Origin of the sequence: Lentzea xerophila, assembly GCF_051094245.1 — a bacterium.
In the GTDB taxonomy this organism is placed as follows: domain Bacteria; phylum Actinomycetota; class Actinomycetes; order Mycobacteriales; family Pseudonocardiaceae; genus Lentzea; species Lentzea xerophila.
In genome coordinates this window covers 4,025,679-4,039,978 of sequence record NZ_CP194934.1, presented here as the reverse complement: position 1 = coordinate 4,039,978, position 14,300 = coordinate 4,025,679, and the positions used below count along the sequence as shown (strand labels likewise).

At 69.0% G+C, this 14,300-nt stretch carries 12 protein-coding genes; 10 read left to right on the top strand and 2 right to left on the bottom strand.

Features of this window, described 5'->3' with window-relative positions; genetic code table 11:
• Nucleotides 1–25: 25 nt before the first annotated feature.
• Nucleotides 26–493 carry a hypothetical protein gene (locus ACRSBM_RS19285; protein ID WP_434445004.1) on the bottom strand — a complete coding sequence of 156 codons (468 nt, stop codon included), beginning with the start codon at nt 491–493 and terminating at the stop codon, nt 26–28.
• 199 nt (nt 494–692) lie between these two features.
• Between ACRSBM_RS19285 and ACRSBM_RS19280 the strand changes: the two genes are divergently transcribed.
• The 5 genes from ACRSBM_RS19280 to ACRSBM_RS19260 all read left to right on the top strand — a co-directional run bounded on the left by ACRSBM_RS19280 (nt 693) and on the right by ACRSBM_RS19260 (nt 7,590).
• Nucleotides 693–2,390 carry a cation:proton antiporter gene (locus ACRSBM_RS19280; RefSeq protein ID WP_434445003.1) on the top strand — a complete coding sequence of 566 codons (1,698 nt, stop codon included), beginning with the start codon at nt 693–695 and terminating at the stop codon, nt 2,388–2,390.
• 272 nt (nt 2,391–2,662) lie between these two features.
• Nucleotides 2,663–4,186 (top strand): hypothetical protein, encoded by a 1,524-nt coding sequence (locus ACRSBM_RS19275; RefSeq protein ID WP_434445002.1) that lies wholly within the window; start codon nt 2,663–2,665, stop codon nt 4,184–4,186.
• A 16-nt stretch (nt 4,187–4,202) separates the two neighbouring features.
• On the top strand, nt 4,203–6,128 hold the full coding sequence (locus tag ACRSBM_RS19270; protein ID WP_434445001.1) for a hypothetical protein: 1,926 nt from the start codon (nt 4,203–4,205) through the stop codon (nt 6,126–6,128).
• Between the two features lie 14 nt (nt 6,129–6,142).
• Nucleotides 6,143–6,352 carry a hypothetical protein gene (locus ACRSBM_RS19265; RefSeq protein WP_434445000.1) on the top strand — a complete coding sequence of 70 codons (210 nt, stop codon included), beginning with the start codon at nt 6,143–6,145 and terminating at the stop codon, nt 6,350–6,352.
• Nucleotides 6,352–7,590: a CHAT domain-containing protein gene (locus ACRSBM_RS19260; protein ID WP_434444999.1), complete on the top strand. Its 1,239-nt coding sequence runs from the start codon at nt 6,352–6,354 to the stop codon at nt 7,588–7,590. Before ACRSBM_RS19265 ends, ACRSBM_RS19260 begins: the two co-directional genes overlap by 1 nt.
• On the opposite strand, the gene ACRSBM_RS19255 is transcribed toward ACRSBM_RS19260, so the two are convergent.
• Nucleotides 7,587–8,348, bottom strand: coding sequence for a GntR family transcriptional regulator (locus ACRSBM_RS19255; protein ID WP_434444998.1), 762 nt, complete (start codon nt 8,346–8,348; stop codon nt 7,587–7,589). The genes ACRSBM_RS19260 and ACRSBM_RS19255 overlap by 4 nt on opposite strands.
• Nucleotides 8,349–8,527: 179 nt before the next feature.
• On the opposite strand from ACRSBM_RS19255, the gene ACRSBM_RS19250 reads away from it, so the two are divergent.
• The 5 genes from ACRSBM_RS19250 to ACRSBM_RS19230 are packed head-to-tail and all read left to right on the top strand — an operon-like array spanning nt 8,528 to nt 14,277.
• Nucleotides 8,528–9,766, top strand: a complete 1,239-nt coding sequence (locus ACRSBM_RS19250; protein ID WP_434444997.1) for an extracellular solute-binding protein — start codon at nt 8,528–8,530, stop codon at nt 9,764–9,766.
• Nucleotides 9,763–10,707: a carbohydrate ABC transporter permease gene (locus ACRSBM_RS19245; RefSeq protein ID WP_434444996.1), complete on the top strand. Its 945-nt coding sequence runs from the start codon at nt 9,763–9,765 to the stop codon at nt 10,705–10,707. The genes ACRSBM_RS19250 and ACRSBM_RS19245 overlap by 4 nt, the downstream gene beginning before the upstream one ends.
• A complete protein-coding gene (locus ACRSBM_RS19240; RefSeq protein WP_434444995.1) occupies nt 10,704–11,525 on the top strand; it encodes a carbohydrate ABC transporter permease in 822 nt (273 codons plus the stop codon). Before ACRSBM_RS19245 ends, ACRSBM_RS19240 begins: the two co-directional genes overlap by 4 nt.
• On the top strand, nt 11,522–12,925 hold the full coding sequence (locus tag ACRSBM_RS19235; RefSeq protein WP_434444994.1) for a beta-N-acetylhexosaminidase: 1,404 nt from the start codon (nt 11,522–11,524) through the stop codon (nt 12,923–12,925). Before ACRSBM_RS19240 ends, ACRSBM_RS19235 begins: the two co-directional genes overlap by 4 nt.
• The gene (locus ACRSBM_RS19230; RefSeq protein WP_434444993.1) at nt 12,910–14,277 is read left to right on the top strand and encodes a cellulose binding domain-containing protein; all 1,368 of its coding nucleotides are present in this window, start codon (nt 12,910–12,912) and stop codon (nt 14,275–14,277) included. Before ACRSBM_RS19235 ends, ACRSBM_RS19230 begins: the two co-directional genes overlap by 16 nt.
• Nucleotides 14,278–14,300: the final 23 nt, after the last annotated feature.

Below are 14,300 nucleotides of genomic sequence, written 5' to 3'. Positions count from 1 at the left end.
GGTGCGGAACGGCGGGGGGAGAGCTTCAGAGCTCTTCCAGCTCGATGACGTCGATGCCGTTGCGGTCCAACGTGTCCGCGAACGCCTCGATGACGTTGTCGAGGATCCACTCGCACCGGGCCAGCAACGCGGCGCCCTCGGCGGTGCGGAACGCGGGCATGGTGGCGGTGAGGCGGGCGGACATCGGCCACTCGTTGTCGTACTGCCACAGCTCCGCGCTCGGAGTCAGGAGGATCCCGGCGTCCTTGACCACGCCGGGACGACCCGCGCTCGGCGTCCTGGTCGTCAGCACGAGCCAGCCGGACGCGATCCGCACCTTCTGCTCGCCGACCCGGTCGTACAGCGTCTGTTCGGCCGGGATCCGGTGGCGGGTCAGGAGAGTCGCGACCTTCTGCGCCCACGCGGTGATGGTCGCGGACCGCGCCGCCCAGGCCGCCGCGGCCGCTTCGTCGGCGAGCCGGCGTTCCTTCATGAACGTCACGAGATCATCCATGACCGGTGAACCTAGTGGCGCGGCTCGGAACGTGGGCTGGGTGATTCACGCTCAGCAGGGCGCCTCGCGGCACCACGATGCACCCGTCTGACCGCGAATTCGCCTGGCAACGTTCCGAGCCACACCACTGGCGGCCTCGGCCGGCCGATGGCCGGAGCTCCACGGGCAAGATCCGTTGTCATCCGACAAACTGCACGTCATGCAGGAATGGGCCTTGCTCGCCGTCGCGGCCGTGCTGATCATCGTGGTGGTGGCGTACGCCGCGCCCAAGGTGGGCGTGGCGGCGCCCGTGCTGCTCGTGCTCGTCGGCATGGGCTGCAGCCAGCTGCCCGGCGCGCCGCACCTGGTCGTGCAGCCGGAGTGGATCCTCGTGATCGTGCTGCCGCCCATCCTGTACTCGGCGGCCGTGAACGTCCCGGTGGTCGACTTCCGGCGCAACTTCGCGACCATCGGGTCGCTGTCGGTGCTGCTCGTGGTCGTGTCCGCGTTCGGCACCGGCCTGCTGATCTGGTGGCTGATCCCGGAGATCGGCTTCGCGGCCGCGCTCGCGCTCGGCGCGGTGATCAGCCCGCCGGACGCGGTCGCCGCCACGTCGATCGGCAAGCGGCTCGGCCTGCCGCCACGGCTGGTCACCATTCTCGAGGGCGAGGGCCTGGTCAACGACGCGACCGCGCTCGTGCTGCTGCGCACGGCCGTCCTCGCGATCACGGCCAGCGTGACGTTCGGGGACGCGCTGGGCGACTTCGCGTACGCCCTGGTCGTCGGCGTGCTGATCGGCCTCGTGGTCGGCCTGGTGTCGGTGTGGGCGCGGTCGCGGATCCAGGGGCAGCCGGTGCTGACGACCGCGATCTCGTACGTCGTGCCGTTCCTGGCGTTCATCCCGGCCGAGGAGGTGCACGCGTCCGGCGTGCTCGCCGTCGTCGTGGCGGGCCTGGTCACCGGCCACCTGAGCGCCCGCCGGTTCAGCGCGCACGACCGCATCTCCGAACGCACCAACTGGCGCACGATCCAGCTGCTGCTGGAGAACGGCGTCTTCCTGCTGATGGGCTTCGAGCTCACGTCGGTCGTCAGCGCCGTGGCGGACGACGGCGTGGCGCGGACGTTCCTGATCGGCGTGCTGGCCACGGTCGCACTGGTCGTGCTACGCGGGGCGTTCGTGATCCCGCTGGTCGCGATGCTGCGCCGCCAGCAACGCCGCGCGGACGCGTTCAGCGGCAGGATGGAGTCCTTTGTGGATCGCTTCACCGCCCGGGGTCCCCGGCCCGGCGAGGAGAAGCGGTTCGACCGGGGAATCCGCGCGCTGCAACGCAAACGGGCCGACATCGCGTTCTACGCCGGCGAGGGCCTCGGCTGGCGCGGCGGTGCGGTGCTCGCCTGGTCGGGTATGCGCGGCGTGGTGACGCTCGCCGCGGCCCAGACCCTGCCCACGGACCTGCCGCACCGCGACGAGCTGATTCTGATCGCCTTCACCGTCGCGATCCTCACCCTGGTCGTGCAGGGCGGCTCACTGCCGTTGCTGATCCGCCGGCTGGGCATCCGCGGCAACGACGAGGAACACGAACGCCGCGAGTACGCCCGTCTTGCGGGGGAACTGGTCACGGCCACCCAGGACCTGCTGGAGAACCCGGCGCTGTGCCGCGAGAACGGCCGCCCCTTCGACGCCGCGCTGCTCGAGGAGACCCGCGACCGCGCCGCCGCGATGGGCGAGGGCATCGACCGGATGCTGACCGAGCAGGACCCGGACAGCCCGCTGCACCAACGCCGTGAGCTGCAACGGATGATGATGGACGCCCAGCAGAACGCCCTGCTGGACGCGCGTGCCGGCGGGACCTACGGCTCCCGCACCCTGGAGCGGGCACAGAACTTCATCGACGGCCAGACCGCGCGGTTCGACTGACGGACCGCAACACGGCCACACCGCTGCCTGGACGCCCGGTGTGAGCTCTTCGGAGTGGACATGACCGATCCGCGATAATGATCGACTGGACATTTTTCTGCCAGTCGTTACTCCCAATGAGTCACGTGGCACAAAACCCACCGCCGATTCGGTGTATCCAGTAACGCATCGAACGGGTGTTGCGACACAGCAAGCGCGAACCCGGCCGGAGAACCGGCGACGACCGATTCCACATGGTTGCGCATACCTTGTGGAGGCTGAAGGGAACGTTCATGTCCGTGTGGGCGGAATTAATCGCGAAGCTGCAGAGCCTGATCCGCAGGATACTCGGTGCGGTCGGCGCCGAAAGCTCTGCCGGGGACGCGATTTACGCGCGTGCCGTGCCGGACGTGGTCCGGGTGAGTGAGCACTACGAGTTCGAGCAGGAGATTTCCCGCAACCCGTCGCTGGACTGGAAAGGCGAGCCGTCGGGAAAGGTCGAGGTGACGATTCCCTACGACGGCGCCGGCCACTTCGGCGCGCTGGCGCGGGCCGACGTCGAGGAGGCGCTCGACGGTCCGTGGTCCGGGCGGCGGCCGAAGGAGGTGCGGATCGGGCACCTGCTGTTCGACAGCTACGGGGGCAGCGACCTCGGCCGCCTGCTCGACCTGTCGGGCCGCAACGGGGCGATGCCGCTGTCCGTGCCACTGCCCGACGACGCCGGCGAGTTCGGTGCCGACCGGCTGACCTGCGCGATCCGCCACGACTACCGTCCAGACCGCACCAAGCTCAAGCAGTACCCGGTGGACGTCCGGGTCGACCTGCTCGACCCCGACAACGCGGGGCTGCCGGAGGTCGACGTGGTGGGCTCGCGGGACCGGGAGATCATCGAGAGCATGCCGAGCCGCATCGAGCGGCACGTCAGCTTCCGGCCGTACCTGCAGCTGCGGATGACCGTCTGGGTGCATCTGCCCAAACCGCCGGAGGGCGTGGTCCTGCAGCCGAAGGTGTCGAAGGTGTCGCTGGACTGGCCGACCATCACCTCGCTGCGCGGTCTGCATCTGAGCAAAGGCGCGGAAGGATACGACAACGACGAGTCGGCGGTCTGGTACAACCCGCTGACGCGCAGCATCGAATGGGACGACGTGCCGATGACGCGCGTCGGTGAAGAGAATGCCGATGTGCACAGCTACCGCAGCCACGAGATGAACCTGTGGATCAAACAACCGGGTGAGCTGTACGCGCAGTCGATTCTGGACGGCCACGTCGAGGTGGAGATTCCGGGTTATCTGCTGTCCGGTCTGGGCGCTCGTCTCGCGGACGCGAACGGCCGAATGCCGCAGGATCGTCAGCCGGAGTCGAAGACCGTGATCGGCACCGGTTTGCGTCTCGTGCTCGACGACGCATTCGCCCGGCGCTCATTCGCTCCCGTGCAGCACCTCCGATTCGACGAGGTCATTCCCGAGGAGGAGCGCATCACCGACATCACGACCGCGCTGAGCGACCGCGGTTTCTCGGTCAGACCGGTCGGTGTCGCCGTGTCGAGCCCCGAACGCCGCCTGCTGTACGCGACGAAGTCGGAAGGGCCGGACCAGATGGCGCTGTGGTTGTTCATCCTCGGCAGGCGGTACGAGATCCAGCGCGAGACGCAGATGCCCGACGGGCAGACGTTCACCGCGAACCTCGACACGGGCGAGCTGAGGTTGTTCATGGGCGGCACCTTGGCGCGCAACAGCCGCGAGCTCACCCACGAGATGAACGCCCTGCAGCAGAAGCTGCGCACCCGGTTCCGCTCGATGCGCACCGGCCTGACGTGAGGACGGAGACTTCCCGATGACGACGACACTGGAAACCCACGCCGTCCGCACCCGCTGCCACGACTGCGGATCCACGGACATCGAGGCGATCTGCCACCACTGCGGGAACCCGCTGTGCGAGGACGACCTCCAGCCCACCACCGACAGCATGGGCAAACCGCTGAGCAAGGAGTTCGCCGGGCTGGAGCTCGAGAAGGCCGGCCGGCCGCAGCACTGCTCGGACTGCCACCACGTCGTCCAGGACGACCTGCGCAAGTACCTGTACGCCGGCGGGGCGGTGGCGGTGCTCGGCCTGCTGCTGCTCGGCGTGAGCGTCACGGTCGGCCTCCTGTTGCTGCTCGCCGGCGCCGGTGCCGGCGGCGTCGCGTACTACCTGGGCAGGCGGCGGGCAGAGGAGGAGATGCGCACCAGGCAGCCCATGCCGGTGGTGCCCACAGTGGACTCGGTGCGGTTCGTCGAGAACCTGCGAGGCACGTTCACGCTCGGCGACGACGGCGGCTACCAGACGTCCGTCACGCCCGTGACGGGCGAGCTCGAGATCTCGATGACGATGAGCAAGCAGGACCGCGACCGCGTCGACCTCTACCGCAGGAAGTACCGGCTGGCGCAGGACGAGCCGATCTCGTTCAGCGCCGGTTTCGCGGTGCTGGAAGGGCCGGCCGCGCTGCAGATCCTCGGCGAACGGGAGCGCACCACGCTGGTGCCCCTCGGTGGGAAGGTGGCCGATCACCCGTTCTTCGGCGACACCGAGAGCAGGTCCGCCGCACAGTGGCAGATCCGGCTGCGGCACGAGTTGCGCGACGCGCCCGATGTCGACTTCATCCCGGTGTGGCTGACGCCGACGCTGGTGCCTTCGTCGGATCGCCGCGCACTGGAACTGGACGTGCAGTGGATGGACCTCGACGAGGACGAACGCGAGGTCGTGTTCGAGCGCATCGAGTCGTTGAAGATCGCGGTGCCGATCGCCTGGGGCAACGTGCAGAACGCGGTCGGCAGGCCGTCCGTCGGTCTCGGCACCGACGAGCACGGCGAGCCGGTGCGCACGATCGAGTGGACGCGGATCTCGGTCGCCGACGAGAAGGCGAGAGCCAAGCGCCGCATCCACCTGCAGGTGCAGTTCGAACGGCAGATCGAGCTGAGCGACGCGATCGCGGGCCACATCGAGGTGACGTTCGCCGGCGCGGTGTCCGGGGTGAAGAGCGTGCACGTCCACTACCCGCTGGGCGGCCGGCGCGGCGACATCGGTGAGGAGGAGGTCAAGACGGTCGTACGCGCGGACTTCCGGCTGAGCCTCGCCGGAGTTCGGTACCAGGACCTGAGACTGGTACCCGACCGGAAGAAGAAGAGCGACGAGGCACGGGTCGGCAAGGAGATCTTCGAGGGTGTGGTGCCCAACCACCACACCGTCATCGAGCTCACCAACGCGATGGCGGACGACGGCTACTACGTGAAGTGCGCGGTCGAAGGGCCGCCGGGGATGTCGGGCGGCGTCGCCGCGATCAACCGCGACTGGGAGATCGCCGGCCGGCGGTACGACGGGGTGTACCCGGTGGACTTCCGGGTGCTCCTCACCGGAGTGGAGCACTTCCGTGGCCACGGTGGCAACGCGGCGAGCGGTACCACCAACGCCGAGATCACCGTGCAGGGCGCGTACGCGAGCGCGGCGATGGAGGCGCGGATCGAACGGGAGTGGGAGCAGCTGCGGGCACTGATCGTCGACACGTTGCGGCGCCCCGGCCGCGAGCCAGGGCCGGCCGCGCCACCACCGCCGCCGCCCCCGCGGCACTCGGCGAACGGTGGCTCCCGGCCCTCGGCCGAGCGCAGGGACGTCCTGACCACACGGCTCGAAGGCGCCCTCGACGCCTGGCTCGCGGGGCGGATCACCGAACAGCAGTACCAGGAGATCGTGGACAAGGTGCAGCGGGAGCTCCGCGACCTGTGAGGAGTGTGGGAACCATGGCTTGGGAATGTGCGGAGTGCAACGCCTCCGAGATCAAGTCCGTCTGCCACCACTGCGGCAAGCCGCTGTGCACCGGCGACCAGGTGGAGATCGACGACGACGCGTTCAGCGACGAGGAGGGCCGGATCAGCCGGCGCGCCATGCACTGCAAGGCGTGCAAGGAGAAGCACCACCCGAGGGCCGTCCAGCTGAACCAGGTCCGCTGATGATCGAGATCTCGTTGTCCCCGAGCACGCTGGTCGCGGGTCAGGACTGCGACCTGGAGGTCCGGCTCACCAACTCCGGTACCGGCACGTGCACGAGTGTGGTCTTCAAGCTGTTGCTGCCCAACGACTTCCTGGTGCTGCGCGGTGGAGACCGGGTGGAGCTGGAGCGTCTCGCCGCCGGTGAGACGCAGGTGAAGCTGATGAAGGTGCGGCCGCTGCGACCGGGGCGGTGGTCGGTCGGCAGCAACAACTTCTCCTACCGCGACCGGTTCGGCCACGGGCAGCGGATCACCGGCTTCACCACCGACCTGGTCGTCGAGCCGGAGGAGCTCGACGACCAGAGGTCGCCGAGCTTCGAGACGAGCCTGCTCACGGAGGAGCTGCCGTTCAGCGAGTGGAGTGAGCTGCGGATCCGCGTGGCGAACACCGGTCGCGTCCCGTTGCCCGGCGTGGCCGTCCGCGTGCACGGTCAGCTGGACGTGGACGAGGCGGGCGCGTGGCGGGAGCTGGGCCCGGTCGAGGTGCGGGGACGGGTGGACGCGGTCTTCCACGTCCGCGCGGGCCAGCGCGGCAGCCATGTGCCGGTGCACGTCGACACGCGGTGCGGTCCGGACAGGGTGTCACGGCAGGTCGGAATCCGGGTCGCCGCCACCGGCGGCACGGCGGGCAGCAAGGTGGGAATCCTCTACCTGTCCGCGAATCCGGTCGACGAGGAACGCATCCGGACCGATCGCGAGGTGCGCGAGATCAGGGCGGCGCTCGCCAGGGGCAGGGCCCGGGACGAGTTCACGTTCGACGACCGGTTCGCCGTGCGCACCGCTGACCTGTCCCAGTCGCTGCACGACTGCCGCCCCACGGTGATCCACTTCGCCTGCCACGGAACCCCGGACGGCAGCGTCGTGCTGGAGACCGACGGCGGTCGCTCGATGCCCACGTCGCCGGAGTCGATCGCCGAGTTCTTCTCGATCGTGTCGGACGAGGTGGAGTGCGTGATCGTGAACGCCTGCGGGTCGGCCCCGCTCGCGGAGATGGTCGCGCGGCACGTGAAGTACGCGATCGGGATGGAGGACGTGATCGACGACAGGACGGCCATCTCGTTCAGCGTCGGCTTCTACCAGGCCCTGGCCGCGCAGCACCCGGTCGAGAAGGCGTTCCGGTTCGGCTGCGCCCAGGTGAACCTGGACAACGGCGGCACCGGGCCGGACGGCAACCTGCTGCCCAGGCTGTTCGTCCGTTAGAACGGGTCGTTGCCGAACCGCGCCTGCACGTCCACGGTGTTGCGCGGGAACGCCCCGAGCGTCAGCCTCGACACGATCCGGTACCGGTCGCCCCGGTAGATCGAGTGCACGTACTCGACCTGCCGCCCCTCGGTGTCGGTGGTGAGCCGTTCGAACAGCAGCGCGGGCGCGAGCATCGGCACGCCGAGCAGCGAGGCCTCGGACTCGTTCACCACCGTCGGCTCGATCGACTGGATCGCCTCCAGGACGTGGACGCCGTGCTCGCGCAGCCGTTCGTAGAAGTCGCCGGACTCCATGTCGTGCAACGTGAGCGATGGCGCGACGGAGGCCGGGACGTGGAGGTACTCCAAGGCCATCGGCTCGCCGTCGACCAGGCGCAGGCGGGCGATGTAGTGGATCTCGGCGGCGGGGGAGAGGTGCAGGCGGCGGCCCACTCTGGCGCCGGCCGGGATGCGGGCGTGTTCGAGCACCCGGGACGACCAGGTGCCCGAGGCCTGGGGCAACGACATGGATCCGGTGCCGGACACCATCTCCTGGGTGATCTTGGCGCGCGCGACGAAGGTGCCGCGGCCGTGCTGGCGGACCAGCAGGCCGGTGTTGACCAGTTCGTCGACGGCCGAGCGGACGGTGGGGCGCGAGACCGAGAGTTGCTGGCACAGCACGCGTTCGGCGGGGATCGGGGCGCCTGCCGGGTGGGTCTCGATGAGTTCGAGCAGGTAGTCCCGGACCCGCTCGCGTTTGAGGATCGCTTCGCCCATGCCTCTCCGCTTCGTCGGCGGCCAGTATGGCATACCACTGGTAAGTAACCAGTTCGTCCAAGATCGAGAGCGCTCTCATGCGTCCAACCTGGGTATTGACCTGATAAGTGGTCTGTGCCACTTTCTACCTCACCCGTCGAGACCTGACCAATTGGTCACATCCCAGCGAGAGGTGAGTCGTGTCGCGCTCCGCTGCCTTGCTCGTCCTGGCTCTCACGTTGTCCGCCTGCGGCACCACGTCCGCGGGAGGAGGTGAGAAGCAGGAGATCACCGTGTGGCTCATGAAGGACACGGCCACCGAGGAGTTCGTCTCGAAGTTCGAGAGCGAGTTCGAACGTGATCACGCCGACCTCGACCTGAAGATCCAGATCCAGGAGTGGAACGGCATCACGCAGAAGGTGACCAGTGCTCTGGCCAGCACCGATCCCCCCGATGTGATCGAGGTCGGCAACACGCAGGTCGCCCAGTACGTGGCCAGCAAGGGCGTCACGGACCTGTCCGCCAAGAAGGCCGAGTTGCAGGGTGACGACTGGATCCCCGGTCTCAGCGAACCCGGTGCGGTGGACGGCAAGCAGTTCGGGATCCCGTTCTACGCGGCCAACCGGGTCGTGATCTACCGCAAGGACCTCTTCGAGGCCGCCGGGGTGACGCCGCCGAAGACCCGCGAGGAGTGGCTCGCCGCCACCGCGAAGCTCGACCAGGGCGACCAGCAGGGCATCTACCTGCCCGGGCAGAACTGGTACACGCTGTCCGGGTTCATCTGGGACGAGGGCGGCGACCTCGCCGAGCGGGACGGCGACAGGTGGAAGGGCTCGCTGAACACGCCCGAGGCGTTGGCGGGCATGGACTTCTACCAGAAACTGCAGGCCCTGGGCGACGGTCCGAAGGACGCCGACGAGGCCAAGCCGCAGCAGACGGACGTGGTCGCTGGCGGCAAGGTCGCGCAGTTCATCGCGGTGCCCGGCGCGGCCAAGCTCGTCACCAAGGCCAACCCCGAGCTGGAAGGCAAGATCGGCTTCTTCCCGATCCCCGGCAAGACCGCCGACAAGCCCGGCGCGGTGTTCACCGGCGGCTCCGACCTGATCATCCCGATGGCGTCGAGCAGGCAGGACGGCGCCTACGAGGTCGTCAAGGCGCTGGCCGGCGAGAAGTGGCAGGTCAAGCTCGCGAAGGCGATGAACTACGTGCCGAACCGCAAGTCGCTCGCGCAGGCGGTCGGGGGAGACCCCGGTACCGCGGCCATGGCGCAGGGCGCGGCCAACGGCCACGCCACCCCGAACTCGCCGAACTGGGCGGCGGTCGAGGCCCGCAACCCGATCAAGGAGTTCCAGACGGCGGTGCTGACGGGTGCCGATCCGGGAACGGCGGCCGCGAAGGCCGACGAGGTGATCACCCAAGCGCTCAACTCCGGCAAATGACGCTCCTCGCCGAGAGGCCGGTGCGGGAGACCGCACCGGCCCCGCCGAAGCGCCGCAAGCGCTCGGTGCTGCCGTACCTGCTGATCGCCCCCACCCTGCTCACCACCGCGTACCTGCTGGTGTACCCGTTGGTCCGCAACGTGATCATCTCGTTGCAGGAGTTCGGACTGCCGCAGCTCGTGCGCGGGGACGCGAAGTTCGTCGGCCTGGCGAACTACGTCCGGGTGCTGTCCGACCCGGAGTTCTGGAGCGTGGTCCGCAGGACGCTGTACTTCACCGCGATCAACGTCGTGCTGATCATGGTTCTGTCCACTTTGGTCGCGCTGCTGCTCGTGCGGCTCGGGAAGTGGCTCAGGCTGCTCGTGATGGGCGGGCTCGTGCTCACCTGGGCGACGCCGATCATCGCCGCGACCACGGTGTTCCAGTGGCTCTTCCAGTCCCGGCTCGGCGTCGTGAACTGGGCACTGGTCGCGCTGGGCTTCGAGGAGTACCGGGACTACACGTGGTTCGCGGACGGCGAGGCGACGTTCGGGATCCTCGTGACGCTGATCGTGTGGCAGTCGATCCCGTTCGCCGCGCTGTCGCTGTACGCGGCGATGATCACCGTGCCGCAGGAGCTGTACGAAGCCGCGCGCATGGACGGCGCGGGCGCGTGGCGGGTGTTCTCCACCATCACGTTCCCCATGCTGCGGGCCATGTTCGGCCTGATCACCTGTCTTGAGGTGATCTGGGTGGTCAAGGCGTTCGTGCAGATCTGGGTGATCAGCCAGGGCGGTCCCGGACAGGCCACGACGACGCTGCCGGTCTACGCGTTCCAGGTCGCGCAGTCGTTGCAGCGCTACGACCTGGGCGCGGCCGTGTCGATGCTCATGGTGCTGCTGCTCGTGATCGCGCTGCTGGCGTACTTCCGCCAGCTCTACCGGCAGGAGCGGGAAGCATGATCGGCCGGATCTCCCGCACCACGGCGGCGCTGCTCGTGTTCGCCGTCTCGGTGTTCCCCGTGTACTGGATGGTGCTCACCGCCTTCAAACCCACCAAGGACATCCAGAGCGCGACACCGACGTTCCTGCCCGCCTCGATCACTTTCGACCACTTCGGCACCGCGATCGCCGCGCAGGGGTTCTTCTCGTTCTGGCGCAACAGCCTGCTGGTCGCGGGCGGTGCGGTGGTGCTGGCCCTGCTCGTCGCGCTGCTGGCGGCGTTCGCGATCGCGCGGCTGCGGTGGAAGGGCCGCAGGGCGTTCGTGCTCATGGTGTTCGTCGCGCAGATGACGCCGTGGGAGGCGCTGCTGATCCCGATCTACGTGATCGCCAGGGACACCGGCATGCTCGACACGCTGTGGATCCTCACCCTGGTCTACTTCATGATGACCCTGCCGTTCACGATCGTGACGCTGCGCGGGTTCCTCGCGGCCATCCCGGTCGACCTGGAGGAGGCGGCGCAGGTCGACGGCTGCTCGCGCGGGCAGGCGTTCCGGCGGGTGGTGTTCCCGCTGCTCGCGCCGGGGCTGCTGGCGACCTCGCTGTTCGGGTTCATCACCGCGTGGAACGAGTTCGCCTTCGCCAACGTGCTGATCATCAAGGACCAGGACGACCGCACGCTGCCGGTATGGCTGTCCTCGTTCAACAACACCTTCGGCACCGACTGGGGCGCCACGATGGCCGCCTCGACGCTGTTCATGCTGCCGGTGCTGCTGATCTTCGTCGTGTTGCAGGGCCGGGTGACCACCGGCATCGTCGGAGGGGCGGTGAAGGGGTGATCGTTCCACTCCCGAGCAGGATCGTGCGGCGCGGCAAGGGCTTCACGCTGGACCGTGACACGAGCGTGCGGGTCACGCCCGGCGCCGAGCCCGCCGCGAGGTTGCTGCGCACCCTGCTCAGACCGGCCACGGGACTGCCGTTGCCCATCGCGGACCACGGCCAGGTCCTCATCGCGCTGGACGCCAAGCTCGTCGGGCTCGGCGCCGAGGGTTACGCGCTGACCGTCAACGAACACGGGGTCATGCTGCGCGCCGGCACGGCGGACGGCCTGGCGCACGGCGTGCAGACCATCCGCCAGCTCCTGCCGGGCGAGGCACTCCGGCCGAGCCGGGTGTCCGATGTGGACTGGACGCTGCCCGGCGCCGACATCCGCGACGTGCCCAGGCTGCCGTGGCGCGGGTTCATGCTCGACGTCGCCCGGCACTTCCAGCCGGTGCACGTGGTGCGGCGGTTCATCGACCTGATGGCCCTGCACAAGCTCAACGTCCTGCACCTGCACCTGACCGACGACCAGGGCTGGCGCATGCCGGTGCCGAGCCACCCGCTGCTGACCTCGGTCGGCGGCTGGCGCACCGAGACCAACGGCGACGGCGTGCCCCACGGCGGCACCTACACCCGCGGCGAACTGCAAGGGCTCGTCGCGTACGCCGCCGAGCGCGGGATCCGGATCATGCCGGAGATCGAGATGCCCGGTCACGCCCGTGCCGCACTGGCTGCCTACCCCGGCCTCGGCATCGCACCGCGACCGCTGCCCGTCTGGACCCGCTGGGGCATCAGCGACGCGGCGTTCGGGCTGCACGCGATGGGCTTCGTCCGCGAGGTGCTGGCCGAGGTGCTGGAGGTCTTCCCCGGCGAGCACGTCCACCTCGGCGGCGACGAGTGCCTGCTGCCGCAGGACGTGCACGGTCAGTTCCTCAGGCAGGCGGGCGAGTACGTGCTCGACCGCGGCCGCGTCCCGGCCGCCTGGGAACCGACGGGCGACCCGCGTTCCGTGCTGATGCCGTGGAAGGACGAGACCCAGGCCGCCAAGGCGCTCGACCGCGGCCAGCCGGTGGTGATGGCCCCGCACACCTCCACCTACCTCGACTACCCGCAGTCGGACGGCGCGCACGAACCACCCGGCCAGCCCGGGTTCGTCGTGACCACCCGCGACGTCTACCACGTGCCGCTGCCCGACGGCGTGCTAGGCGCCCAGTGCCAGCTGTGGACCGAGCACGCCCGCTCCCGGCAACACCTGGAGTACCTGGCGTTCCCCCGTCTCGTCGCGCTGGCCGACACCCTGTGGTCCCAGCGCCCTGAGTGGGAGGGCTTCGTGACCCGGATGCGCCTCCACTCATCAAGGCTCGCCGCACTGTCCATCCCTGCCGAAGTGAGGAGAGAACCTTGCGAGCACTCGTAGCCGCGTCCTGCGCGGCGCTCGCCGTGGTCGCGCTGGCCGTCGCGCCGAACGCCTTCGCCGCCGACTCGATCACCGCCCAGTACCGGACCAGCGCGTCCGGTGCCACCGCCGACCAGGTCGAGCCCTGGCTCAAGCTGGTCAACTCCGGCACCACCAGCGTGCCGCTGTCCGACGTCAAGGTCCGTTACTACTTCAAGAGCGACACCCCGGACGTGGGCTACCGCTTCGCCTGCTCCTGGGCGGTCCGCGGCTGCGGCAACGTCACCGGCCAGTTCGGCACGCTCACCGGTGGCCCCGCCGACCGCTACCTGGAGGTCGGCTTCACCGGCGGCGCCGGCACCCTGGCGCCCGGCCAGGACACCGGAGACCTCCAGCTCCGGTTCTACCGCACCAACTGGGGCCCGATCACCCAGTCCGACGACTACTCGTTCCGCGGCGAGAGCACGTACTCGGCGTGGAACCGGGTGACGGTCCACCGTGGCGGCACGCTGCTGTGGGGCACCCCGCCCGGCGGCACCTCGCCCACCACCACGACGACCACGTCCACGCCGCCGAACCCCAACGGCCCCAAGCTGTTCGACGACTTCAGCTACACCAGCTCGACCGACTCGCGGATCGGCCAGCGCGGCTGGACCGTGCGGTCGGGCGGCGGCGGCCCCGGCGTGCCGGGCGCCGAGTGGGACGCGTCGCGCGTGACGTTCCCGACCGTCGACGGCCAGAAGGTCATGCGCCTCGACTCGTGGAACAACGGCTCCGCCGCGAAGCAGACGGAGATGTTCCACCAGCGCAAGTTCTTCGAAGGCACGTACGCGTCCAGGGTGAAGTTCAGCGACGCGCCGGTCTTCGGCCCGGACGGCGACCACGTCGTGCAGACGTTCTTCACGATCACCCCGCTCAACGCGCCGATGGACCCGAACTACGGCGAGATCGACTTCGAGTACCTGCCCAACGGCGGCTGGGGCGAGCCGGCCAACATCATGTACGAGACCACCTGGGAGACCTACCAGAACGAGCCCTGGGTCGCCGACAACATCCACAACGAACAGCGGCAGAGCTACGCGGGCTGGCACGACCTGGTCTTCCAGGTCGCGAACGGCCGCGTGAAGTACTTCATCGACGGCGTGCTGGTCGCCGACCACGGCGACAAGTACTACCCGGAGACGCCGATGTCGATCAACTTCAACCTGTGGTTCATCTCGGGCGGCCTGCAGGGCAGCTCGGCCGAGCGCGCCTACCAGCAGGAGGTCGACTACGTGTACTTCGCCAAGGACCAGGTGCTGAGCCCGGCCCAGGTGAGGACGGCGGTGCAGGACTACCGCACCGCGGGCGTCGCGCACGTCGACAACGTGTGATCCTCACGGGCGCCTCGGTCTCC